We start from the raw sequence: 23,741 nt of genomic DNA, 5'->3' as shown, positions 1-23,741 counted from the left end.
CCCGTAACCATCACTGCATCTCCTCAAGCCGCAACGGCGTTTCCACCAGCAGCCGGAACCGCCCGCGCCCGGTCTTCTCGATCCGCAACGGTCCGCGGCGGTCGTCCAGCCGGCGCTGAAGCAGGATCAGCCGCGCTTCCAGATTCTCGGCGAAGTCCGGCAACGGGATGTCGGGCGCCAGCCGCAGTTCACGGTTGGTGAAGTCGGTGCGCCCCAGCGCGGTGTGGTCGCGCACCAGCTTCCACAGGATCGCCCCGGCCACGCCCTTGATCAGATAGTCGTGGTCGAGGAAGACGCTGTCGTCGGTGGCATAATGGCGAACGGTGATCGGCGGCCCGCCCGCCGGTGCCGCCATGGTCTCGACCGGCGTGTCCTCCACCTCCGTCGCCGGGGCCATGGGCAGGCTGCGCATCAGTGCGCCCAACTGTGCGGCGAGAGTCGCCAGAGCATCTTCGTCGTCGTAGGTGAAGCGCATCTCCTGCGTGCTCTCCACGAAGAGCACTCCGGCCAGCACCCCGGCCAGCGCGCCACCCGGCTTGCCGCGGGCGTCGCCGGCCTGATGCGCCAGGATCGGCACCGCCAACTGGCTGTGCGGCCGCTCCAGACCGGGAAAGGGGATCTCCCGCAGCGGAGGACCCGCCGTCGTCCCCTGCCGCATCGCCATGCTGTAGGCGACGTCGGTGGTCATATGGGTGATGCGGATCGGCACCCGCTCGCGCGCCGCCACCCCGATGACGCCGTCGCCGGGCGCCACCTCCCACCCGATGCCGCTGCCCCGCCCGCTCGCCTCCCCGCTTGTCTCGTAACCCAGTGCAGCAACGGTGAACAGCCGTCCGCTGGCGGCGTCCGGCAGCAGGATCAACGCATGCTCCACCCCGAATAGGTCGCGCAGGGCCATGATGGCGCGGTCGAGCAGATCGGACAGGTCGGCGCAGCCGTGCAAGCCTTCGCAGGCGCGCCGGACGGCCGACAGCAGGCTGCGCGGGCGCATGCGCGCGGGCAGGGGACGGCCGCCGGGGACCGCCTCGATCTCCGTCACCCGGAACAGGTCGGCGCCGCGCAGCCGGAACACCTCCGCCATCCCGACATGCGAGGCAATGCCCGACAGCTTGGCCTTCATGCTCTCGAACAGCGGTCCGTCGGTCTCGGTCCGCAGATAGTCCAGCCGCAGCCGGTACTGCGCCCCCGTCGACGGGTCGATGACCTCCAGAAGCGCGTCCCGGCAGTCCAGGATGTTGGCCCGCGTCTTGTTGAAGAACTGATAGGACAGGGCGATGTGGCCGGGATCGACGTAATGGACCTGCGACAGTTGCGAAACGTTGGGCGTGCCGTCCGGCGCCACTGTGGCGATGGTGGCGGGGATCACCCCCTCCAGGCAGGTCCGGATGGCATCCAGCGTCAGCGTGCCGTGGGTCTGAGGGTCGCTCATGCCGGCACCGGTTCGCCGGCCTTCGGGCCCGGCGTCTGGTCGAACACCGCCGCCGGGCGGACATGCAGCGCCACCAGATCGGCCGGATCGCAGGTCATCACCGCCCGGATGAAGGGCTCGGTGAAGCCGATGCCGGTCAACTCGGCGATGAAGCCGTCCAGGTAGGGGCCGGTAAGCGCCGCCTCCTCCGCCGTCGGGGCGGCAACGACGGCGCCGGCGCCCTTGACCTGGAGCGAGCGGTGGGTGCTGGGTTCGGAAAAGACCACGGCCAGCCGGCCGGTGTCGGCGACGGCGGCCACCAGTTCGGCATTGGCCCGCCCGTCGAGCAGAACGGTCAGCCGCTCTCCCCTACAACTCGCCCGTGCAGCCACGGCCCGCGCCACCAGGGGCCGGTTCGCGCGGTCGCTGCTGGCGACGTTGACGCTGAGGCTGCGGTCCAGGAAGCGCAGGACCGCAGCGCCCACTCCCGTCCCAAGCTGAAGACCGTCCGGCTCCGCCACGCCCGCCCCCTCAGCGCCCCTAAGCGCTATTGCTCGGCGATCAGGATAGCAGGGGCACCGGCCGGGCGGCAAACCAACCGATGGGCGTCATCCATGCGGCAGGGACTTGCCCGGCCATGCCGGTCACGCCCCCGGCGCCACCACGAAGCAGGCCATGCCGATGGTGACCAGCCCGTTGCAGGCGCTGGCCGCATCCTGTTGCGACAGGCCGGACAGGCGGGCGCGGTAGAGCGGCCCGGTCTGGGTATCGACCGCCTGCACCACCCGCTGCGAGCGCGACAGCACCGGCATGGAATTGCGGGCGCGGTCGATCACGCGCTGGCTGTCGCCGGGCGAGCGGAAGGCGCCGAGCTGGACCGTCCACACCCCGCCGCCGGCCGTTGCCGGCCCGGCCATCGTCGCCACCGGACGCGGCGCCGGAGCGTCGGGGGTGGAGGTGTCGGGCGCCACCACCCGTACCGTAGGCGCCGCCGCCGCCGCTGGGGCAGGGGCAGGGGAGGGCAGCGCCGCCACGGCGATCGGCGGACGGCTCGGTGCCGGGCGGCTGTTGGCCGGCGGCGCGTAGGAGGGAGTTGGCCGCGACGACGAGTAGGACGACCCGAAGTCCGGCGGCGAATCGGAGGACGGCGCGCTGACCAGCACGATGTCGGCGCCGTTGGGGGCCGGGGTGCGGTTCAGCCGCGGGCCGACCGACGCGATGTAGCGCCGCGTCTCGCCGGGCAGGCTGCGCTTGCCGGCAAGATAGTCGCCGTAACAGCCCGGCCCGCAGTTGTAGGCGCCGAGGAAGCCCGGCGCGCCGAACAGGTTGTACATCTCGCGCAGATACGCGGTGCCGGCGATGATGTTGTCATGCGGATCGAACGGGTCGGAGCCCAGATCGTGCTTGCGCCGCATCTCCTCATAGGTGCCGGGCATCACCTGCATCAGGCCCATGGCGCCGGCCTTGCTGACGATCGGCTTGCCGTTGACGGTGGTGCGCCCGCCGCTTTCCTGGCGGATGACCTCGCGGATCCACAGCTCCGGCATGTCGAAGCGCTTGGAGGCCTCGGCGACGTGGGCGTCGATCTCCGCCGGGGTGGCGGTACGGTGCGATCCGCTCCCGCTGGCGCAGGCGCTCAGCAGGGCGGTCAGGGCGGCGCAGGTCAGCAACGGCTTCAGGCGACGCACGGAACCCCCGGTCATCGTTCAGTTACAACGTCAGGATAAGCCCGATTTGGAGGTAGCGACCTTTGCACATTCCCGCTCCGCCGTAAACCGTCCCGGCTGTGACCTTCGACGCGGCCGGAGAACGCGGAGGGGGGAGGGCATCGGAGCCCTTCGGACGGACAAGCGGCCGGACGGGCATCTGCCGTCCGGATCGTCCTCTACCGGGATTGCCCTTGCCCGGGTCTTTCGGCGATCGGGTCTTCAAATCTCCCGGTCATCGTCCGGGTCGCGGCGGGTGGTGAGTTCGCGCATCAGCCGTTCCTTGGCGGTCTTCCGGCTCGGCCGCCCTCCCTCCCGTCCGAACAGCCCGCCCAGCAGCCCGCCGGATTTCGGTTCGTCCTCCGGCTCCGCGGTCACCTGCGCGCGCTCCGCCTCGCGCCGGGCCAGCATGGCGGCGCGGTCGACCAGCGGGTTGCGCAGCCGGTGCGGCAGCGCCTTGAAGGCGAGGTTGGCTCGTTCCAGGTCAGCCACCGACTCGGTGGACCGCGCGATGCGCAGCGCCACCCGGAACAGGTCGAGCCGCCACGCATCCTCCGGCGCATGCGGCAGCGTCTCCGCCGCCGCCAGCAGGGTATCCAGCCCCTTCCCGGTCAGTCCGCTGGTGGATTGCCCGCCGGTCGATCGTTCGGTGTCGCGGTCCCGTCCCATTCCGTCATCGAAGCTGTCGCGCTGAAGGCGGACTTTAGGACGGCTCGACAGGATTTGTCTGCCCCCATGCGGAGACCACACCATTCGGGTGGGGGGAGAAATTATGCGGCGTCCGCCAGCCGGTGCAGGGTGGAGTCGGAGATCGACTCGTCCACCACCTTGGCGGCGCCGGCAATGACAGCCAGCTTGGTGCCGAAGGCTTCCTTGTTGCGGACCACAGCGATGCGCGCCGGGCCGTTTTCCAGCTGCGCGATGTCGAAGAACTTGGTGACGGCGGCGGCGATGGCCGTCGGATGGTTGGCGACCGGTTCGAACACCGCCTTGTGCCCGTCAGAGCTGACCAGTGCCGCGACATGCCAGGGAGTGTTGGAGGCACCAAGGACTTCCACATCCTTCGCCACCCGCTCCCGCGAGAAGACGGTGACGAGCCGTTCGTAAAGGCGCTCCGTCGCGTCCTGCTGGCGCCTTTCGGCAAGCTTGAAGGCCGTCAGCTGCACCGCTTCCTGCGAACAGGCGGCAACCGTCGCCACCGCCCCGGCAAGCTGTGGACGGCTGACCTCCATCAGGAAGAAGTCGCGATGGTCGAAGGAGACGCCGGCCCTTTCCGCCACCTTGGATGCCCAACGGGTAAACAGAGGGGCCGCGCCCATCAGGTCGGCTTCCTGCCGGGCGAGACCCATGTCGGAGACGAGGAAGCGGTCGGCGGAAGACCCGCTTCCGGCGCCCAATGCGGCGACACGGACGACGACCATCGAGCCGCCAGGATACATCACCGGCGTGCGCAGGTACGACGCATCCTCATCGTGGCGCACGGCGCTCAGCAAGCGGGCCGTTTCCTCCACGATCTGCCGGAACGTGATGTTCTTTTCGACCACCCCGATCATAGCCTTCCAAGCCTCGGTTCCCATGGCGGCATCGGAAACGCCTCCATGCCCTGAATGTTGAACAGTCGGCCTGCCAAAACCGTCAGGTCGCGGAAGGACGCCGGCTCACTGTCCAGCGGCTCCGCAATCGGCAAATTCTCTCCGAACATCCGTTGGAAGCCAAGAGGCCAGTTGAGCGCAAATGGGTGGTGATGGCTGCCCTCAATCAGCATCAGGCGGAGATGAACCGGTCCAATGTTCTTGTTCCCGTGCGGAGAGTCCGGCCTCCAGTCCAACCGTGCGACCGCACCGCGTCGTAGGCCTGGCGCCATCCATTCCAGTTGAAAGGTAACGCGACGATCCGCGACTTCACGAATGCATTGACCGCGCAGCCAAAAGCCTTCGATCGTCACTCCATCGATATCAAGGGCGGAGACGACACGAAACTGGTCGTCGTGCACGCCCCACTTGGTTGATGTGGCGAGTTGCTTGGTTGCGGCGATCAGGTTTGGAAGGCGATCGGGCATGGCCCGTATCTACATCACTTTTTGTGAATGCACCACAGCTAGTGCTGCTTAGGCGAGCATGTGACGGTGGCGCTGCGGTCGACGAAAAAAGCCCTCCCCCGTCGCCGGGAAGAGGGCTGCAAGTCAATCGGGGAAATGCGCGGCTGGATGCCGGCAATCATGCCGCCGCCCAGGGGGATGGGCGCGGCATCTCGAAGCCGGCCCCTTCGCAGCCTCGCGGAAGGGCCGGGAAACTCACCTCAACGTCACCTCACTCCGCGGCCTGCGCCACGGTCAGGCCCAGGCGCCTGGCGACGCCCTCGCCATAGGCGGGGTCGGCGGCCAGGAAGTGCTTCAGCTGGCGCTGCTGGATGAACAGCGGGACCTTGCCCAGGCTGCCGGCGATGTTGTCCATCAGGCGGGCCTGAGCCTCCCCGCCGATCAGGCGGAACAGCGCGCCGGCCTGGGCGTAGTCGTCATTGCCCTCGCGATGGTCGTAGTGTGCGGCGTCGCCGCGGATGCGCAGCGGCGGCTCGCTCGCCACGCCGGTCTGGGCCGGGCCGCCAAAGCTGTTCGGCTCGTAGTTCGGCCGGCCGCCGCCGTTGCCGTCGGTGCGCATGGCGCCGTCGCGCTGATGGTTGTGGACCGGGCAGCCCTGCGGCTTGTTCACGGGGATCTGCGCGTAGTTGCCGCCCAGCCGATAACGGTGGGCGTCGGCATAGGCGAACAGCCGGCCCTGCAGCATCTTGTCCGGGCTGAAGGAGATGCCGGGCACCACGCTGCCCGGGCTGAAGGCGGCCTGCTCGGTCTCCGCGAAGAAGTTCTCCGGATTGCGGTTCAGCACCAGTTCGCCGATTTCGATCAGCGGGTAGTCGGCATGCGGCCAGACCTTGGTCAGGTCGAACGGGTTGATGCGGTAACCGTCGGCCTCGGCCTCCGGCATGATCTGCACCGAGACGGTCCAGGCCGGGAAGTCGCCGTCCTCGATCGAGGCGAACAGGTCGCGGGTGGCGTGGTCGGGGTCGATGCCGCCCATCACCGTCGCCTGCTCGGCGGTGAAGTTCTGGATGCCCTGGCGGGTCTTGAAGTGGTACTTGACCCAGAAGCGCTCGTTGGCCGCGTTGATCCACGAGAAGGTGTGGCTGCTGAAGCCGTCCATGTGGCGATAGCCGCGCGGCGTGCCGCGGTCGCTGAACAGGATGGTCAGCTGGTGCATCGTCTCCGGCGACAGCGAGAAGAAGTCCCACATCGCGGTGGGGTCCTTCAGGTTGGTTGCCGGGTTGCGCTTCTGGGTGTGGATGAAGTCCGGGAACTTCAGCGGATCGCGCAGGAAGAAGACCGGCGTGTTGTTGCCGACCAGATCGTAGTTGCCCTCTTCCGTATAGAACTTCACGGCGAAGCCGCGCGGGTCGCGCTCGGCATCGGCGGAGCCCTTCTCGCCGCCGACGGTGGAGAAGCGCAGGAAGACCGGCGTCTCCTTGCCCACCGACGACAGGAAGGCGGCCTTGGTCCAGCCGGTGACGTCGCGGGTGACGCGGAAGCTGCCGTAGGCGCCGGCGCCCTTGGCGTGGACCACGCGCTCCGGAATGCGTTCGCGGTTGAAATGGGCCAGCTTCTCGATCAGGTGGAAGTCCTGCAGCAGCAGCGGACCGCGCGGCCCGGCGCTCAGCGAATTCTGGTTGTCGGGAACGGGCTGGCCGAAGCTGGTGGTCAGGGTGCTCATCCGGGTCATCCTCGTTGGGGCGGTGTCGCTTGAAGCGCCATCATTGTCTCGCCCCTGGTTATCCGGCGTCTTGAACGATATATCCAAGACATTGAAGGAAATGCTCCCATAGGCACCGTCTATGAATCTCTCCGCCCTGTCCCTGCGTGATCTGGAATATGTCGTCGCCGTCGCCGAGCTGCGCCATTTCGGCCGGGCCGCCGAACGCTGTGCCGTCAGCCAGCCGTCGCTGAGCGCCCAGATCCGCAAGCTGGAAGAGGCCCTCGGCCTCTCCCTGTTCGAGCGGACCAGTCGCAAGGTCCTGCTGACCCCGCGCGGCGAGGCCATCGTCGCCCAGGCCCGCGTGGTGCTGGAGGAGGCGCGGCGCCTGCTGTCCTTGGCCGACGGGTCGGGCGGCGCGCTGACCGGCCGGCTGCGGCTGGCGGCGATCCACACGCTGGGTCCCTACCTGTTCCCGCACATCCTGCCGCCGTTGCGCGAGGCTTGGCCCGACCTGACGCTGATCCTGTCGGAAGGGCGGACCGACAGCCTGCTGGAGGAACTGCGCGACGGCCAGCTCGATGCCGTGCTGCTGGCCCTGCCGGTGGAAACCGATGGGATGGTGGCGGAGCCGCTGTTCTTCGAGCCCTTCCTGCTCGCCCATCCCGCCGGCCATCGCCTCTGTGCGGCGCCCACCCTGTCGCTGAACGACCTCGATCCGTCCGAGCTTCTGCTGCTGGAGGAGGGGCACTGCCTGCGCGATCAGGCGCTGGCGGCCTGCGGCCTCAGCGCCCGCGGTGGGGGCGTCCACGCCACCGGGCTGGAGACCCTGCGCCACATGGTGGCCGCCGGGGCCGGCTGCACGCTGATGCCGCTGCTGGCGACCCGGGGGGACACCGGCCGGACCGCCAGCGTCGGCGGGCTGGTGGATTACCGCCCCTTCGATGCGTCCTCCGACGGCTCTTCCAATGGCTCCCGCCCGCCCGGCCGCGTCATCGGCCTCGTCTGGCGGGCCAGCGATCCGCGCGACCGCGGCCTGCGCGACCTGGCGGCCTTGCTGCGCCGCGGAATGCCGGCGGGCACCAGCCCGGTCCTATCCTGAAGGGCTGGGGAATTTCGGGAAGGAACAAGCGCCCATCGGCCGGGTTGAAGGCTCGGCCCGCGCTTCTCACTGTCCAGGAGCGAGGGCACGACTTTCGATCCAGGCGGAGAAGTGGGCGATCATGGCAAACATCCTGAAACAGGCAACGCGGCTCGGTGAAGGATTGCCTTTTCCGCTGGGCGCGACATGGGACGGCCTCGGCGTCAACTTCGCCTTGTTTTCCGCGCATGCCACCAAGGTGGAACTGTGCCTGTTCGATGAAAACGGCGAGGAGGAGCTCGAGCGGATCGAGCTTCCGGAATTCACCAACGAGATCTGGCACGGCTACCTGCCCGATGCCCGCCCCGGCCTGCTCTACGGCTACCGCGTGTACGGCCCGTACGAGCCGGAGCAGGGCCACCGCTTCAACCCGAACAAGCTTCTGCTCGACCCCTACGCCAAGGAGCTGGTCGGCGAGATCCGCTGGAACCCGGCCCATTTCGGCTATGTGATGGAATCGGGCGACGACCTGACCTATGACGAGCGCGACAGCGCGCCCTTCATGCCGAAATGCAAGGTGATCGACCCGGCTTTCACCTGGGGCCGCGACCACAAGCCCGGCACCGCCTGGGACCGCACCATCTTCTACGAAACCCATGTGAAGGGTTTCACCAAGCTGCATCCCGCGGTGCCCGACAGCCTGCGCGGCACCTATGGCGGCATGGCGGTGAAGGAGGTGGTCGACTACATCAAGTCGCTCGGCGTCACCTCGGTGGAGCTGCTGCCGGTCCATGCCTTCGTCCAGGACCAGCATCTGGTCGACAAGGGGCTGGCGAACTACTGGGGCTACAACTCCATCGGCTTCTTCGCGCCGGAACCGCGCTATGCCGCGTCCGGCAACGCCATCAAGGAATTCAAGGAGATGGTCGCCCATCTCCACAATGCCGGGCTGGAGGTGATCCTCGACGTCGTCTACAACCACACCGCCGAGGGCAACGAGCGCGGGCCGACCCTGTCCTTCAAGGGCATCGACAACGCCTCCTACTACCGCCTGATCCCGGACCAGAAGCGCTACTACATCAACGAGACGGGGACCGGGAACACCGTCAACCTCAGCCATCCGCGCGTCCTGCAGATGGTCACCGATTCGCTCCGCTACTGGGCGACGGAGATGCATGTCGACGGCTTCCGCTTCGATCTCGCCACCATCCTCGGGCGCGAGCCCTACGGCTTCGACGAGGGCGGCGGCTTCCTCGACAGCTGCCTGCAGGACCCGATCCTGAACAGCGTCAAGCTGATCGCCGAGCCGTGGGACTGCGGCCCCGGCGGCTATCAGGTCGGCAATTTCCCGCCGGGCTGGGCGGAGTGGAACGACCGCTACCGCGACACCGTCCGCGCCTTCTGGAAGGGCGACGAGGGCAAGCTGCCGGAGGTGGCGCCGCGGCTGTGCGGCTCCGCCGACCTGTTCGACAAGCGCGGCCGCAAGCCCTGGGCCAGCGTGAACTTCATCACCGCCCATGACGGCTACACGCTGAACGACCTCGTTTCCTACAACGACAAGCACAACGAGGCGAACGGCGAGGACAACAACGACGGCCACTCCCACAACCTGTCCTGGAACCATGGGGTGGAGGGGCCGACCGACGACCCCGAGATCAAAGAACTCCGCGAACGGCAGAAGCGAAACATGCTGGCGACGCTGCTGCTGTCCCAGGGCTCGCCGATGCTGCTGGCCGGTGACGAGTTCGGCAACACCCAGCACGGCAACAACAACGCCTATTGCCAGGACAACGAGACGGCGTGGCTGAACTGGGACGGTATCGACGAGGACGGGCAGGCTCTGATCGAGTTCGTCCGCCGCGTGGTGGCGGTCCGCCAGTCCTTCCCCATGCTGCGGCGCGGCCGCTTCCTGTCGGGCGAATACAATGCCGAGTTCGACGTGAAGGACGTGACCTGGCTGACCCCCGGCGGCGACGAGATGGAGGAAGGCCATTGGCACGACGGCAACGCCCGTTGCCTGGGCATGCTGCTGGACGGTCGCGGGCAGGCCAGCGGCATCAAGCGCCCGGCGATGGACGCCACCCTGCTGCTGGTCATCAACTCCCACCATGACGTGGTGGAGTTCACCCTGCCGGAGGTGACCGGCGGCAGCGTCTGGCGCTGTCTGGTCGACACCAACCTGCCCGACCCCGACGAGGTGCCGCGCGTCAACACCGGCGACGGCTACATGGTGACCGGCCGTTCGCTGCTGCTGCTGGCCCTGGAGCCGGACGGCAAGACCTCCTTCGCGCTGCGCCGCGCCGCACGCGCTCTGCGCAGCGTCGCCGAAAGCCCAACCCTGTCCTTCGGCGAGGAGACCGTCGAAGCGGAGAAACCGGCGGAACCAGCCGAGACGAAGGAACCGGTCGAGGCGGAGGCGATGGCGAAGGAAGCGGTAAAAGAACCGGAAAAGGTGGAAGCGGCTGCCGAGGCCAAGCCCGAAGCGAAGAAGCCCACCTGAACCGACGCTCAATCCCCCTCTCCCCCCGGGGAGAGGGGATCCCCCCGGCCCCCGGATCCCCGCCATGAAGCTCTTCGAATGCCAGAACTGCCAGCAGCCGCTCTACTTCGAGAACACGCTGTGCGAGCGCTGCGGCTACCGGCTGGGCTACCTGCCGGATGTGGGCACCCTGTCGGCCATCGACCCGACCGACCATGACGGGGTGTGGAGCGCGCTCGCCACCACCGAACCTCTCTACAAATTCTGTGCGAACGCCGAACTGGATGCCTGCAACTGGATGCTGCCGGCCGACTCATCCGACACCCATTGCGCCGCCTGCCGGCACAACCGCACCATCCCTGACCTGTCCGACACCGCCAAGCTGACGCTCTGGCGCAAGCTGGAGATGGCGAAGCACCACCTGTTCTACACCTTGACCAACCTGAAGCTGCCGCTGCAGACCCGGATCGAGAACCCGGAGGAAGGTCTGGCCTTCGACTTCCTGTCCGACACCGTTGGTCCCGACGGCACGGTGACGCCGGTGCTGACCGGCCACGCCAACGGCCTGATCACCATCAACGTCGCCGAAGCCGACGATGCCGAGCGCGAGAAGCGCCGCACCGACATGGGCGAGCCCTATCGCACGCTGCTCGGCCATTTCCGGCACGAGATCGGCCATTATGTCTGGGACCGTCTGGTGCGCGACGACCCGGCGCTGCTGGAACGATTCCGCGCTTTGTTCGGCGACGAGCGCGAGGATTACGGCGAGGCGCTGAAGCGCCACTACGCCAACGGTGCGCCGGCCGACTGGCAGGCCAACTTCGTCAGTTCCTACGCCACCGCCCATCCGTGGGAGGATTTCGCCGAGACCTGGGCGCATTACCTCCACATCGTGGACACGCTGGAGACCGCCCGTGCCTTCGGCCTGCGGATCCGCCCGCGCATCAGCGAAGGGGCGGAACTGGAATCGGAGATCGACTTCAACCCCCACAAGGCCCGGCACATCGAGGATCTGATCGAACCCTGGCTACCCCTGACCTACGCGGTGAACAGCCTGAACCGCAGCATGGGCCAGCCGGACCTCTATCCCTTCATCCTGTCGGCCTCGGTGATCGAAAAGCTGGGGTTCATGAACGGGATGGTCCGGGGGCTGGAGGGGCGTTAAACCCCCACCCTGACCCTCCCCCGCTCTCAGCGGACCTACGGTCCGCCTGCCGCGTCAGCACAAAGCAAAGCTTTGTGCGAGAGCTGGGCGGGGGAGGGGATTGGACCTTTGTCGACGCTCGGCGGCAGTCCCTCCCCCGCCCAGCGGGGGAGGTTAGGTGGGGGTCTAACTCCCCAAGCATCCTACCCCTCCGCCCCCACCTCGACCCTGGTCCAGCGCACCGCGCGGTTGCGCCCGTCGCGCTTGGCCTTGTAGAGCGCGGCGTCGGCATGGCGCATCACGGTTGCTATGTCGCTGTCGTCCTCCGGCCAGGAGGCAATGCCGATGGAGCAGCCGACACGCACCTTCTCGCCGTTGATCGAAACCGGCTCGTTCACCGCGGCGATGATGCGGGACGCCAGTTCCCCGGTATCGGGGGCGGGGCGGCCGGCGCGGCGCGGCAGAACGGCGGCGAATTCGTCGCCGCCCAGCCGGGCGATCACGTCGTCGTCGCGGAAGATGCTGGCAAGCCGCCCGCCGATCTGCCGCAGGACGGCGTCGCCGGCATCGTGACCCAGCCGGTCGTTCACCGGCTTGAAACCGTCCAGGTCGATGTACATCATCGTCGCAGATCCGCCGCCGCTGCCGGTCGACGCCTCGACATACTGTTCGAAATAGCGGCGGTTCGGCAGCGCGGTCAGCCGGTCCTCGTAGGCGATGTCCTCCAGCCGCATCAATGCGGCGTCCTTGTTGGTCAGGCTGTCCACCATGTCCCGCAGCGAGACGGACAGCCGGCGGATCTCCGCGGCACCGCCGACATCGGGGATGGTGACGCCGCGCTCGCCATCGCCGATCCGTTCGGCGGCGCTGGCGATGGAGCCCAGCGGGCGGGCAATCCGCCCGGCGGCGAACCAGCCGATTACGCTGAACAGCAGGGCCAGCAGGATGCCCGATCCGATGATGGACAGCCGGAGCCGGTTGGTCTCGGCGAACACCACGTTGGCCGGCTGGCGGGCGATCACCGTCCAGCCGAGCCCGGCATAGTCGTGCAACCCCCGGCCATGCGCCACGCCGGTCACATAGGTGACGCCGTCCGGCCAGCGGTCGGCGCTCCAGCCGTCGCGCAGCTTCGCGGTCAGCGTCGGGACCGGCAGAGGCTTTCCCACCGTCTGATCCGGACCGATCAGGACGCTGCCGTCGGCCGACAGGATATAGAGCGTCAATCCCTTGCGGTCGGACAGCGGTTCCGCCAACTGGCGGATCGAGGCGTAGGCCCACTCCCAGCTGTAATGGGCGGCCAGCACGCCCACCGGGGTGCCGTCGGCCTTCTGCAGCGGGGCGGAAACATCGACGAACTTTGGCGTTTCGCCTTCCAGGTACGGCACCTTGCCGCGCAGGGCCACCGCCTCGTGCACGTCGCCGACGAACAGACCCTTCATGCCTTCCTGATGCACCGGCCGGCGGGAAATGTCGGCGCCCAGCAGCAGCCCGCCGGAGGCCGCCATCACCCGGCCGTCGGCATTGGTCATGCCGATCCAGGCGATGGTCGGGTCGCGCCGCTTCAACTCGTCGATGGTCGATTGCGCCACCGCCGGGTCCTTCAGCGCTTCGATTCGCGACAACGCGGCGATCTGGTTGGCGCGCGCCCACATGGTCGAATCGAGCTGCCGCGCCAGCGACTGCGCCAGGCCGGTCATCGAATCGCCGATCTCCTGCTCCAGGGCATCGGCGGCGCCATCGCCGACGACCAGCCCTTTCACCATCGTCGATCCAAGAACGAGAATCGCCACGGTGACGGCGACCGTGGCGCGCAGGCCAAGCACCCAGCTGTGGCGTTGGGCCTTGCCGCTTGGCTGTCCAAGGGGCGTCATCGCGGCATCGTCCTTTCGGGAATCACAAGGGGTGGGCAGGGATCGACCAGTGAAGACACTGTATCATCCCAGCCCTTTATAAAGCGTCAAGCAAAACAGGCGCGGATATTCACAATGTAAGGGCGTGCCGGTTCTGGCGTTTAGCACGCGCCAGTCGTGCGTTTGCCAAAAAAGTTTGCAAAGCTGACTTTCAGCATATTGCAGAAAAAGGAAAAGGCCGCTAGCTATTGAGCCGCGGCCCGAGTTTAGGGAGGAAACGCCTGAAAGGCGATCGAAACAACAAATAATGCTGCGTCGCCGAAAATCCAGCCCAATGCGGCTGGATTTTTCGTTTCCGGCGCAAGGATCTTCCACACATTCCGTGTTGCCCCGGTGGAAGGGGGATTCCCCGAACGGTTGGTTACGCTATCATGTCGGCCCAACGAACCATACAGTCGGGAAGATTCGTCATCATGAAACGGCGTGCGTTCCTCTCCAGCGCCGGCGTCGGCCTTGCCGCCGCCGGAACCGCCGGGACCATTGCGGCCCCGGCCATCGCCCAGAGCTCCCAGCCCGAGATCAAGTGGCGCATGGCGTCGAGCTATCCCAAGAGCCTCGACACCATCTATGGCGCGGCGGAGTTCATCGCCAGGCGCGTGTCCGACGCCACCGACGGCAAGTTCCAGATCCGCACCTTCGCCGCCGGCGAGATCGTTCCGGCCCTGCAGGTGCTGGACGCGGTGCAGAACGGCACCGTCGAGTGCGGGCAGTCGGCGGCCTATTTCTATGTCGGCAAGGATCCCACCTTCTGCTTCGACACCGCCATGCCCTTCGGCCTGAACACGCGCCAGCACATCGCCTGGATGATGCATGGCGGCGGGCTGGAGCTGATGCGGGAGGTGTTCAAGGACTACAACATCCACCACATCCCCGCCGGCAACACCAGTGCCCAGATGGGCGGCTGGTTCCGCAAGGAGATCAAGAGCCTGGAGGATCTGAAAGGCCTGAAGATGCGCATCGGCGGTCTGGTCGGCCAGATCCTGACGCCCTTCGGTCTGGTTCCGCAGCAGCTCGGCGGCGGCGACATCTATCCGGCGCTGGAACGCGGCACCATCGACGCGGCGGAGTTCGTCGGCCCCTACGACGACGAGAAGCTCGGCTTCCACAAGGTCGCCAAATACTACTACTACCCCGGCTGGTGGGAGGGCTCGGCCCAGATCCCGCTGATGTTCAACATGCAGGCCTGGGAATCGCTGCCGAAATCCTACCAGACCATCCTGGAACAGGCCTGCTGGGAGGCCAACACCTGGATGATCGCCAAATACGACACGCTGAACGCCGCCGCGCTGAAGCGGCTGGTCGCCGGCGGCGCCATCCTGCGCCCCTTCCCGCGCGACATGATGCAGGCCTGCGAGAAGGCGGCGTTCGAATTCTACGACAAGCTCGCCGCCGGCAACCCGCGCTTCAAGAAGGTCTATGACGGCTGGAAGCCCTTCCTGGAGCAGGAGCGGCTGTGGTTCCGCGTGGCCGAGAACGGCTTCGACAGCTTCGTCTACTCCCAGGCTGCCCAGCAGCGCTGAGCTAACCCGGGGGCGGATCGCCTGCGGCGATTCGCCCCCTCTCTTCGCGGCAGGAGCTGATTTTCATACTTCCGTCTGTCCGCGATATCGATCATTGGTCTTCTCAATCGCATGCGAATGGAGCACACTGCCGGTCGAAGCGTGGGCAGGGCCTTCGCATTTGCACAAAAAATCGGCAGACTGTTGAATTGATCAAGTCATAGTCATTCCTCTTGTCTATTTTCTTAAACGCGTGTTACCGTCAGGGCCACAAAGACGGACCGGGCCGGGGTGGCGTACCCGGTTCCAGGTCGCCTGTGACGGGAGCGGACGGATGGACGGCGGGATGATCGCGACGACAGATACCCTGGTGCGCTTCACCGGGGTGCAGAAGACCTACGATGGCGAGCATCTGGTGGTGAAAAGCCTCGATCTCGACATCCGCAAGGGCGAATTCCTGACGCTGCTGGGACCGTCGGGTTCCGGCAAGACAACCACGCTGATGATGCTGGCCGGGTTCGAGGTGCCGACCCATGGCGACATCTTCATCGGCGACCGGCCGATCAAGAACGTTCCGCCGCACAAGCGCGACATCGGCATGGTCTTCCAGAACTACGCCCTGTTCCCCCATCTGACGATCGAGGAAAACGTCGCCTTCCCGCTGTCGGTGCGCGGCGTTTCCAAGGCGGAAACCAAGGAACGCGTGGCGGCCGCGCTCGACATGATCAAGCTCGGCAACCTGGCGTCGCGCCGCCCCGGCCAGCTGTCGGGCGGCCAGCAGCAGCGCGTGGCGCTGGCGCGCGCCCTGGTGTTCAATCCCGCCCTGGTGCTGATGGACGAGCCGCTGGGCGCCCTCGACAAGCGCCTGCGCGAGCATATGCAGTTGGAGATCAAGCGCCTGCACGAGACGATGGGCCTGACCGTCGTCTACGTCACCCACGACCAGGGGGAGGCGCTGACGATGTCCGACCGCATCGCGGTGTTCAACGACGGCATCGTCCAGCAGATCGACCGCCCGGATGCGCTGTACGAGCGGCCGGTGAACAGCTTCGTCGCCAACTTCATCGGCGAGAACAATGTTCTGAGCGGGGTTGTTGAAAATATCGAACACGGCTGGGCGCGGGTCGCGCTGGATGCCGGCGGCTCCGTGGTGGCGCAGGCGGTCAATGTCGGCGGTGCCGGCAGCCGCACCTCGCTGTCCATCCGTCCGGAGCGCGTGGCGATCGAGACCGGCGACAGCGGCGATGCGACCACCAACCGCCTGCCGGCCTCGCTAACCGACCTGATCTATGTCGGTGACCACACGCTGGCGATTCTGTCCACGCCGTCCAACCCGGAATTCATGGTCAAGCTGCCGGCCGGCTCCTATGCCGGTCTGGCACCCGGCCAGGACGTCTACATCGCTTTCCGCCCGGAGGACTGCCGGGCGCTCGATCCGGTCTGAGGACGTGGTTCCTCAGGCGCCAGGGTGCCTTACCAGCAACAACAACCACGACGAATAAGGACGGGGATCATGTCGAAGATTAAGGTGGCTCTCGGTTTCGCTGCGACCTTCACCGCCCTCACGGCTTTGGCTTCGGCCGCCAGCGCCCGCGACCTGACCGTCGTGTCGTGGGGCGGCGCCTATCAGGAAGTCCAGAAGAAGGTCTATTTCGAGCCGTTCAAGGCCACCGGCACCGCGATGAACGACGAATCGTGGGACGGCGGCGTCGGCGTCCTGCGCGCCAAGGTCCAGGGCGGCGCCTCCACCTGGGACGTGGTGCAGGTCGAGAGCGAGGAGCTGGCGCTCGGCTGCGACGAAGGCCTGTACGAGAAGCTGAACTATTCCAAGATCGGCGGCGAGGACGCCTACCTGCCGTCCACCGTCAACGCCTGTGGCGTCGGCGCCATCGTCTATGACTTCGTGCTGGGCTACGACAAGGACAAGCTGAAGGACGCGCCGAAGAGCTGGGCCGACTTCTTCGACACCAAGAAGTTCCCGGGCAAGCGCGGCCTGCGCCAGGGTGCCAAGACCACGCTGGAAATCGCGCTGATGGCCGACGGCGTGGCCCCGGCCGACGTCTACAAGGTTCTCGGCACCGAGGCCGGCGTGGAGCGCGCCTTCAAGAAGCTGGACACCATCAAGAACGACATCGTCTGGTGGAAGGCCGGCGCCCAGCCGCCGCAGCTGCTGGCGTCCGGCGAAGTCGCGATGACCTCGGTCTACAACGGCCGCATCGACGCTGCCAACAAGAACGAGAAGAAGAACTTCGGCATGGTGTGGAACGGCGCGCTCTACACCATCGACAGCTGGGTGATCCTGAAGGGCAGCCCCAACCAGGAAGCCGCCTACAAGTTCCTGAGCTTCGTCGGCAAGGCGGAGAACCAGGCCAAGCTGTCCGAAGGCATCGCCTACGGCACGTCGAACAAGAAGGCTCCGTCGCTGCTGTCGAAGGCGGTCCTGACCGACCTGCCGACCGCGCCGGACAACATGAAGAACGCGATCGAGATCAACACCGACTTCTGGCTGGAGAACATCGACCGCCTGACCGAACGCTTCAACAAGTGGGCGGCCAAGTAAGCAGTTTGTTGTAATTCGCCCTTTACCCCCTCTCCCCCCCGGGGAGAGGGTCGGGGTGAGGGGGATGCACAACGGCACGCATGGGGCCGAACACGGCTTCCCCAACATGCTTTCCGGCGGACCATTTTCCGCCCTTCGGTGACCGGACGCCATGCGTCTCCCTCACCCTGACCCTCTCCCCGCTTTCGGCGGACCTATGGTCCGCCTGTCGCGGCAGCGCAAACTTCGTTTGCGCGTAAGCGGGGGGGAGAGGGGATGGTCCCGGGTTACGGGGCCTTGTGCACCTGCGTCTTCTCAACAGGACAATGCCGATGACAGCCGCCTTCGTTGCCGGCGCCGACGTGCCGTTGAAGCGTCGATTGAAACGGGCCGAGCGCGCCCGGCAGTTCCGTGCGCTGGGTCTGGTGCTGCCGCTGCTGGCCTTCCTGCTGTTCACCTTCGTCGTGCCGCTCGCCGGCATGATCTGGAAGTCGGTGGACGACTGGGAAGTGCCGCAGGTGATGCCGCAGACCGTCGCGGCGCTGGAGCAGTGGAACGGCCAGGGCCTGCCCGACGAGGCCGCCTTCGCCGCGCTCGCCGCCGACATCCGCACCGCGCGCGAGGCCGGAACGCTGGCCGTCGCCGCCAAGAGGCTGAACTATGTCGTCAACGGCTTCCGCACCACGCTGCTGTCGACCGGCCGCAAGCTGAAGGAGCAGCCCGCTCCCGGCACCGCGAAGGCGACGATGATCGAGATCGCCCCGGCCTGGGGCGAGCGCGAGAGCTGGGCTGCGATCAAGAGCGCCAGCGGTCCGGTCACCAGCTATTACCTGCTGGCGGCGGTCGACCTGACGCGCAACCCGGACGGCGACGTCATCCATGCCCCGGCGGACCAGTCGATCTACCGCGACGTCTTCCTGCGCACCTTCGAGATCGGCTTCGGCGTCACCGCGCTCTGCCTGATCCTGGGCTTCCCGGTCGCCTTCATGCTGGCGAGCCTGCCGACCGGCCGGTCGAACCTGCTGATGATCTTCGTGCTGCTGCCCTTCTGGACCTCGCTTCTGGTGCGCACCTGCGCCTGGATCGTGATCCTGCAGAGCGAGGGCATCGTCAACGGCTCCCTGCAGTGGCTGGGCATCATCGAAGAGCCGATGCGGCTGATCTACAACCGCTTCGGCGTCTACATGGCGATGACCCATGTGCTGCTGCCCTTCATGATCCTGCCGCTGTACAGCGTCATGCGCGGCATCTCGCCGGCCTACATGCGGGCCGCCGCGTCGCTGGGCGCGCCGCCGGTCACCGCCTTCCTGCGCATCTACCTGCCGCAGACCATTCCGGGGATCGGCGCCGGCTGCCTGCTCGTCTTCATCCTGGCCATCGGCTACTACATCACGCCGGCGCTGGTCGGCGGGGCGGCCGACCAGATGATCTCGTCCTTCATCGCCTTCTACACCACGGAAACGGTCAACTGGGGCCTCGCCTCGGCGCTGGGTGCGGTGCTGCTGCTGTCCACGCTGGTGCTGGCGCTGCTCTACGGCAAGCTGGCGCTCGGCCGCCAGACGACGGGAGGTCTGAAGAATTGAGCGCGAACCATTCCCCCCAGACCGCCAGCCAGCGCATCGCCTGGATCGCGACGGTCGTCGTCGGCACGCTGGTGCTGTTCTTCCTGATGGCGCCGATCCTGGCGATCGTGCCGCTGTCCTTCAGCTCCAGCACCTACCTGACCTATCCGCTGCCGGGCTTCTCGCTGCGCTGGTACGAGGATTTCCTGGGATCCGCGCGCTGGATGAACGCGCTGAAGAACAGCGTGATCATCGGCGTGGCCTCGGCCATGCTGTCGATGGTGCTGGGCACGCTGGCCTCGCTGGGGCTGGCCCAGTGGAAAAGCAAGTGGAAGCCGCTGGTGCTTGCCCTCGTGCTGTCGCCGATGGTGGTCCCGGTCGTCATCACCGCGGTCGGCGTCTATTTCTTCTTCGCGCCGCTCGGCCTGACCGGCAATTATCTCGGCCTGATCCTGGTCCACACCGCGCTGGCGACGCCCTTCGTCGTCATCACCGTGTCGGCCACCCTGCAGAGCTTCGACATGACGCTGGCCCGCGCCGCCGCCTCGCTGGGTGCGCCGCCGCTGCTGACCTTCCGCAAGGTGATCCTGCCGCTGATCCTGCCGGGCCTGGCGTCGGGCGCGCTCTTCGCCTTCGCCACCAGCTTCGACGAGGTGGTGACGGTGCTGTTCCTCGCCGGACCGGAGCAGCGCACCTTGCCTAGAGAGATGTTCAGCGGCATCCGCGAGAACATCAGCCCCACCATCACCGCGGTGGCGGTGGTGCTGACGGTGATCTCGGTCTGCATGCTGTCGACGCTGGAATACCTGCGCCGGCGCAACGAGCGGCTGAAGGGGAACGTGGGGTAGGGGGGTGGTGAGGGGGAATGTACTGGTGCCCCCTCCCTAACCCTCCCCCTCTTCGAGGGAGAGGGAACTGCCGCCGCTCTGCTAATCCACCCTCTCCCGCGGTCGGATCGGCCCTTGGCCGACCGAGGGCGGGGGAGGGAAGGGGCCCGCGGCGCAGCCGTGGGAAGGGAGGGGGCACCACGCCCCCGCTCACAAATACGGCGGCGTGCAGGCGCTGATCAGCACGCACTCCACGTCGCCGATGTTGCGGAACCGATGGGGCACGCGGCTGTCGAAGAAATAGGCGTCGCCGGGGCCGAGCAGCTGTTTGCGGTCACCGACCGTCAGCTCGATCTGTCCCTTGATGACGATGCCGCCTTCTTCGGACTCGTGTTGCAGCATGGTGCGGCCGGTGTCGGCGCCGGGGGCGTAGCGTTCGTGGAGGATTTGCAGGTTGCGGCTGCGCAGGTCGCCCACCTGCCGGAAGGAGACCTGGCCGACGGTGCCCTTCAGCTCGCCGGCCAGTTCGATCAGTTCGTCGCCCTTGAAGAAGATCTGCTCGGGTGGCGGCAAATCGTCGGAGGAGAAGAATTCGGCAAGAGTCATCGGGATGCCCTGAAGCACCTTGCGCAGCGACGAAACGGACGGGCTGCTGCGGTTCTGCTCGATCAGGGAAATTGTACCGTTTGTCACTCCGGCTCGCTGGGCGAGCGCCCGCTGAGACAGCCCATGCTGCTCGCGGATCTGCTTCAACCTTGCGCCGACGTCGAATTCCATCATCGGACTCCTGCTCCACACCCGTCTAGGCAATAGCTCATCCGCGCAACCCCGTCATCAGAATATGAACAGTTAAACAGGGGTTGTTTAATTTATTAAACATGGTACGCTTCTTTCCATGGTCCAGGCCCCCGGCAGGAAGCCCTTGATGTGCAAGGGGAATTTCGCCGGGCGCGGCCGGACGGTTCCACAATCCTTCATCCAGGGCGGATCGAACATGCTGTCGTTGAACGACCAGGGCCTTCTCCGAACCAAGGGCTACGTGAACGGTGCGTGGCGCGCGGCCGACTCCGGGAAGAGCTTCCCGGTCACCAACCCCGCCACCGGCGCCGTCATCGCCGAAGTGTCCGACATGGGTGCCGCCGAGACGCGCGAGGCGATCGACGCGGCCAACGCCGCCCTGCCGGCCTGGAAGGCCAAGACCGCCAAGGAACGCGCGGCCATCATGCGCCGCTGGTACGACCTGATCCTGGCGGCGCAGGAGGATCTGGCCCAGCTGATGACCGCCGAGCAGGGCAAGCCGCTGACCGAATCGCGCGGCGAGGTCGTCTACGGCGCCTCCTTCATCGAGTGGTTCGCGGAAGAGGGCAAGCGCGCCTATGGCGACGTCATCCCCAGCTTCGCCGCCAACAAGCGCATCGTCGTGCTGAAGGAGGCCATCGGCGTCGTCGCGGCGATCACGCCGTGGAACTTCCCGAACGCGATGATCACCCGCAAGGTCGCCCCGGCGCTGGCCGCCGGCTGCACCGTGGTGGTCAAGCCGGCCGAGGACACCCCGCTGTCCGCCCTGGCGCTGGCCGAGCTGGCGGAGCGTGCCGGTTTCCCCGCCGGCGTCTTCAACATCGTGATGGGCCGCGACCCGGCCGCCATCGGCCATGAGCTGACCCACAGCCCGATCGTCCGCAAGGTCAGCTTCACCGGCTCGACGGAGGTCGGCAAGCTGCTGATGAAGCAGGCCGCCAGCACGGTCAAGAAGGTGTCGCTGGAACTGGGCGGCAACGCCCCCTTCATCGTCTTCGACGACGCCGACCTGGACGAGGCGGTCAAGGGCGCCATGGCGTCCAAGTACCGCAACGCCGGCCAGACCTGCGTCTGCGCCAACCGCCTGCTGGTCCAGGCCGGCGTCTACGACGCCTTCGCTGCCAAGCTGGCCGAGGCCGTCAAGGCGCTGAAGGTCGGCAACGGTGCGGAGGCCGGCGTCACCCAGGGTCCGCTGATCAACGCCGATGCCATCGCCAAGGTGGAAGAGCTGATGGGCGACGCGCTGGAGAAGGGCGCCAAGGTCGCGCTGGGCGGCAAGCGCCACGCGCTGGGCGGCACCTTCTTCGAGCCGACGATCCTGACCGGCATCACCACCGAGATGCGCGTGGCCCGCGAGGAGATCTTCGGCCCGGTCGCCCCGCTGTTCAAGTTCGAGACGGAAGAGGACGCCATCCGCATGGCGAACGACACCGAATTCGGTCTCGCCGCCTATTTCTACAGCCGCGACATCGGCCGCGTCTGGCGCGTGGCGGAAAAGCTGGAATACGGCATCGTCGGCATCAACGAGGGCATCATCTCGACCGAGGTGGCTCCCTTCGGCGGCGTCAAGGAGTCCGGCATCGGCCGCGAAGGCTCCAAGTACGGCCTCGATGATTTCATGGAAGTCAAGTATCTCTGCGTCGGCCTCGGCGCCTGACCCCCAAGGGAAAAGACAAAGGAAAACAGACCATGACCACCAACCAGTCCTTCGTCGCCCGTCGCGAGGCCGCCGTCTCCCGTGGCATTTCCGCCGGCATGCCCTTCTACATCGACCGCGCTGAAAATGCCGAGATGTGGGACATCGAAGGCAAGCGCTTCATCGACTTCGCCGGCGGCATCGCCGTGCTGAACACCGGCCATCGCCACCCGAAGGTGATGGAGGCGGTGAAGGGCCAGCTCGACCGCTTCACCCACACCTGCGCGATGGTCACGCCGTACGACAGCTTCGTCGAGCTGGCGGAGAAGCTGAACGCGCTGGTCCCCGGCCCGACCCCGAAGAAGACCGCCTTCTTCACCACCGGCGCCGAGGCGGTGGAGAACGCCGTCAAGATCGCCCGCGCCTCCACCGGCCGTCCCGGCGTCGTCGCCTTCTCCGGCGGCTTCCACGGCCGCACGCTGCTGACCATGGGCCTGACCGGCAAGGTCGTGCCCTACAAGGTCGGCTTCGGTCCCTTCCCGGCCGAAATCTTCCATGTGCCGTTCCCCAACGCCTATCGCGGCATCAGCGAGGCGGAAAGCCTGAAGGGGCTGGACAATCTGTTCAAGTCCGACGTCGATCCGGCCCGCGTCGCCGCCATCATCATCGAGCCGGTACAGGGCGAGGGCGGTTTCAACATCGCTTCGCCGTCCTTCCTGCAGGCGATCCGCGCGGTCTGCGACAAGCACGGCATCGTCATGATCGTCGACGAGATCCAGACCGGCTTCGCCCGCACCGGCAAGATGTTCGCCGTCGAGCATGCCGGGATCGAGCCGGACCTCGTCACCATGGCGAAGAGCCTGGCCGGCGGTTTCCCGCTGTCGGCGGTGACCGGCAAGGCCGCCCTGATGGACGCCCCGATCCCCGGCGGCCTCGGCGGCACCTATGCCGGCAGCCCGCTGGCGACCACCGCCGCGCTCGCCGTCATCAACGTCATCGAGGAAGAGAAGCTGATCGAGCGCGCCGAGAAGCTCGGTGAGCGCATCGCCGGCCGCTTCCGCACCATGGCCCAGCGCAACAGCCTGTCGGTGATCGGCGACGTCCGCAACCTGGGCGCCATGGTCGCCATGGAGCTGGTCACCGACCGCGAGACCAAGGAGCCGGCGGCCGACCTGACCAAGGCGCTGGTCGCCAAGGCGGCGGAGAAGGGCCTGATCCTGCTGTCCTGCGGCACCTACGCCAACGTCATCCGCGTCCTGGTCCCGCTGACCGCCTCCGACGCCCTGGTCGACGAAGGCCTGGACATCATCGAGCGTTCGCTGGAAGAACTGGTGTCGGCGTAACAGGCTCCCTCTCTCCCATATCCCCTCTCCCCCCCGGGGAGAGGGAAGGGGCCCAAGCGAAGCTTGGGA

Annotated in this window: 19 protein-coding genes; 10 read left to right on the top strand and 9 right to left on the bottom strand. The window is 66.9% G+C overall.

From position 1 onward, the window contains the following. Positions 1-10: 10 nt before the first annotated feature. The 7 genes from ACWPKK_RS24495 to ACWPKK_RS24465 all read right to left on the bottom strand — a co-directional run bounded on the left by ACWPKK_RS24495 (position 11) and on the right by ACWPKK_RS24465 (position 6,884). On the bottom strand, positions 11-1,429 hold the full coding sequence (locus tag ACWPKK_RS24495) for a GAF domain-containing protein (RefSeq protein ID WP_452009498.1): 1,419 nt from the start codon (positions 1,427-1,429) through the stop codon (positions 11-13). Next, entirely contained in the window at positions 1,426-1,893 is a 468-nt protein-coding gene (locus ACWPKK_RS24490) for a hypothetical protein (RefSeq protein ID WP_452009495.1), read from the bottom strand. The genes ACWPKK_RS24495 and ACWPKK_RS24490 overlap by 4 nt, the downstream gene beginning before the upstream one ends. Positions 1,894-2,052: 159 nt before the next feature. Then, a complete protein-coding gene (locus ACWPKK_RS24485; RefSeq protein ID WP_452009492.1) occupies positions 2,053-3,111 on the bottom strand; it encodes a transglycosylase SLT domain-containing protein in 1,059 nt (352 codons plus the stop codon). A 225-nt stretch (positions 3,112-3,336) separates the two neighbouring features. Continuing rightward, complete coding sequence (locus tag ACWPKK_RS24480) at positions 3,337-3,783, bottom strand: hypothetical protein (protein WP_452009489.1); 447 nt, start codon at positions 3,781-3,783, stop codon at positions 3,337-3,339. Between the two features lie 101 nt (positions 3,784-3,884). Next, complete coding sequence (locus ACWPKK_RS24475; RefSeq protein ID WP_452009486.1) at positions 3,885-4,691, bottom strand: hypothetical protein; 807 nt, start codon at positions 4,689-4,691, stop codon at positions 3,885-3,887. Beyond that, the gene (locus ACWPKK_RS24470; RefSeq protein ID WP_452009484.1) at positions 4,664-5,173 is read right to left on the bottom strand and encodes a hypothetical protein; all 510 of its coding nucleotides are present in this window, start codon (positions 5,171-5,173) and stop codon (positions 4,664-4,666) included. Before ACWPKK_RS24470 ends, ACWPKK_RS24475 begins: the two co-directional genes overlap by 28 nt. Positions 5,174-5,423: 250 nt before the next feature. Then, on the bottom strand, positions 5,424-6,884 hold the full coding sequence (locus ACWPKK_RS24465) for a catalase (protein WP_452009482.1): 1,461 nt from the start codon (positions 6,882-6,884) through the stop codon (positions 5,424-5,426). Positions 6,885-6,996: 112 nt separating this feature from the next. Here ACWPKK_RS24465 and ACWPKK_RS24460 point away from each other — a divergent pair, with 112 nt between their 5' ends. The 3 genes from ACWPKK_RS24460 to ACWPKK_RS24450 all read left to right on the top strand — a co-directional run bounded on the left by ACWPKK_RS24460 (position 6,997) and on the right by ACWPKK_RS24450 (position 11,579). Continuing rightward, positions 6,997-7,956: a LysR substrate-binding domain-containing protein gene (locus ACWPKK_RS24460; protein ID WP_452009479.1), complete on the top strand. Its 960-nt coding sequence runs from the start codon at positions 6,997-6,999 to the stop codon at positions 7,954-7,956. Positions 7,957-8,077: 121 nt separating this feature from the next. After that, positions 8,078-10,435, top strand: coding sequence for a glycogen debranching protein GlgX (gene glgX / locus ACWPKK_RS24455; RefSeq protein WP_452009477.1), 2,358 nt, complete (start codon positions 8,078-8,080; stop codon positions 10,433-10,435). A gap of 64 nt (positions 10,436-10,499) precedes the next feature. Then, the gene (locus tag ACWPKK_RS24450) at positions 10,500-11,579 is read left to right on the top strand and encodes a zinc-binding metallopeptidase family protein (RefSeq protein WP_452009475.1); all 1,080 of its coding nucleotides are present in this window, start codon (positions 10,500-10,502) and stop codon (positions 11,577-11,579) included. Positions 11,580-11,761: 182 nt separating this feature from the next. On the opposite strand, the gene ACWPKK_RS24445 is transcribed toward ACWPKK_RS24450, so the two are convergent. Then, positions 11,762-13,429, bottom strand: coding sequence for a diguanylate cyclase domain-containing protein (locus ACWPKK_RS24445; protein WP_452009473.1), 1,668 nt, complete (start codon positions 13,427-13,429; stop codon positions 11,762-11,764). A gap of 452 nt (positions 13,430-13,881) precedes the next feature. Here ACWPKK_RS24445 and ACWPKK_RS24440 point away from each other — a divergent pair, with 452 nt between their 5' ends. The 5 genes from ACWPKK_RS24440 (at position 13,882) to ACWPKK_RS24420 (ending at position 19,916) form a co-directional block, all read left to right on the top strand. Then, entirely contained in the window at positions 13,882-14,988 is a 1,107-nt protein-coding gene (locus ACWPKK_RS24440) for a TRAP transporter substrate-binding protein (protein ID WP_452009470.1), read from the top strand. Between the two features lie 313 nt (positions 14,989-15,301). Continuing rightward, positions 15,302-16,411, top strand: coding sequence for an ABC transporter ATP-binding protein (locus ACWPKK_RS24435; RefSeq protein WP_324869193.1), 1,110 nt, complete (start codon positions 15,302-15,304; stop codon positions 16,409-16,411). A gap of 69 nt (positions 16,412-16,480) precedes the next feature. Continuing rightward, complete coding sequence (locus tag ACWPKK_RS24430; RefSeq protein ID WP_324869194.1) at positions 16,481-17,527, top strand: ABC transporter substrate-binding protein; 1,047 nt, start codon at positions 16,481-16,483, stop codon at positions 17,525-17,527. 311 nt (positions 17,528-17,838) lie between these two features. Beyond that, positions 17,839-19,089: an ABC transporter permease gene (locus ACWPKK_RS24425; protein WP_452009465.1), complete on the top strand. Its 1,251-nt coding sequence runs from the start codon at positions 17,839-17,841 to the stop codon at positions 19,087-19,089. After that, positions 19,086-19,916, top strand: coding sequence for an ABC transporter permease (locus tag ACWPKK_RS24420; RefSeq protein WP_452009463.1), 831 nt, complete (start codon positions 19,086-19,088; stop codon positions 19,914-19,916). Before ACWPKK_RS24425 ends, ACWPKK_RS24420 begins: the two co-directional genes overlap by 4 nt. Positions 19,917-20,105: 189 nt before the next feature. On the opposite strand, the gene ACWPKK_RS24415 is transcribed toward ACWPKK_RS24420, so the two are convergent. Continuing rightward, complete coding sequence (locus ACWPKK_RS24415) at positions 20,106-20,672, bottom strand: cupin domain-containing protein (protein WP_324869216.1); 567 nt, start codon at positions 20,670-20,672, stop codon at positions 20,106-20,108. Positions 20,673-20,889: 217 nt separating this feature from the next. On the opposite strand from ACWPKK_RS24415, the gene ACWPKK_RS24410 reads away from it, so the two are divergent. Together ACWPKK_RS24410 and gabT are read left to right on the top strand one after the other, a co-directional pair. Beyond that, positions 20,890-22,350, top strand: a complete 1,461-nt coding sequence (locus tag ACWPKK_RS24410) for a succinate-semialdehyde dehydrogenase (protein ID WP_452009656.1) — start codon at positions 20,890-20,892, stop codon at positions 22,348-22,350. A gap of 32 nt (positions 22,351-22,382) precedes the next feature. Further along, positions 22,383-23,672, top strand: coding sequence for a 4-aminobutyrate--2-oxoglutarate transaminase (gene gabT, locus ACWPKK_RS24405; RefSeq protein WP_452009460.1), 1,290 nt, complete (start codon positions 22,383-22,385; stop codon positions 23,670-23,672). The last annotated feature ends 69 nt before the right edge of the window (positions 23,673-23,741 follow it).

This window comes from Azospirillum largimobile (genome assembly GCF_977007025.2).
The sequence above is the reverse complement of the archived record's forward strand: the minus strand, read 5'-3'. Positions and strand labels throughout refer to the sequence as shown.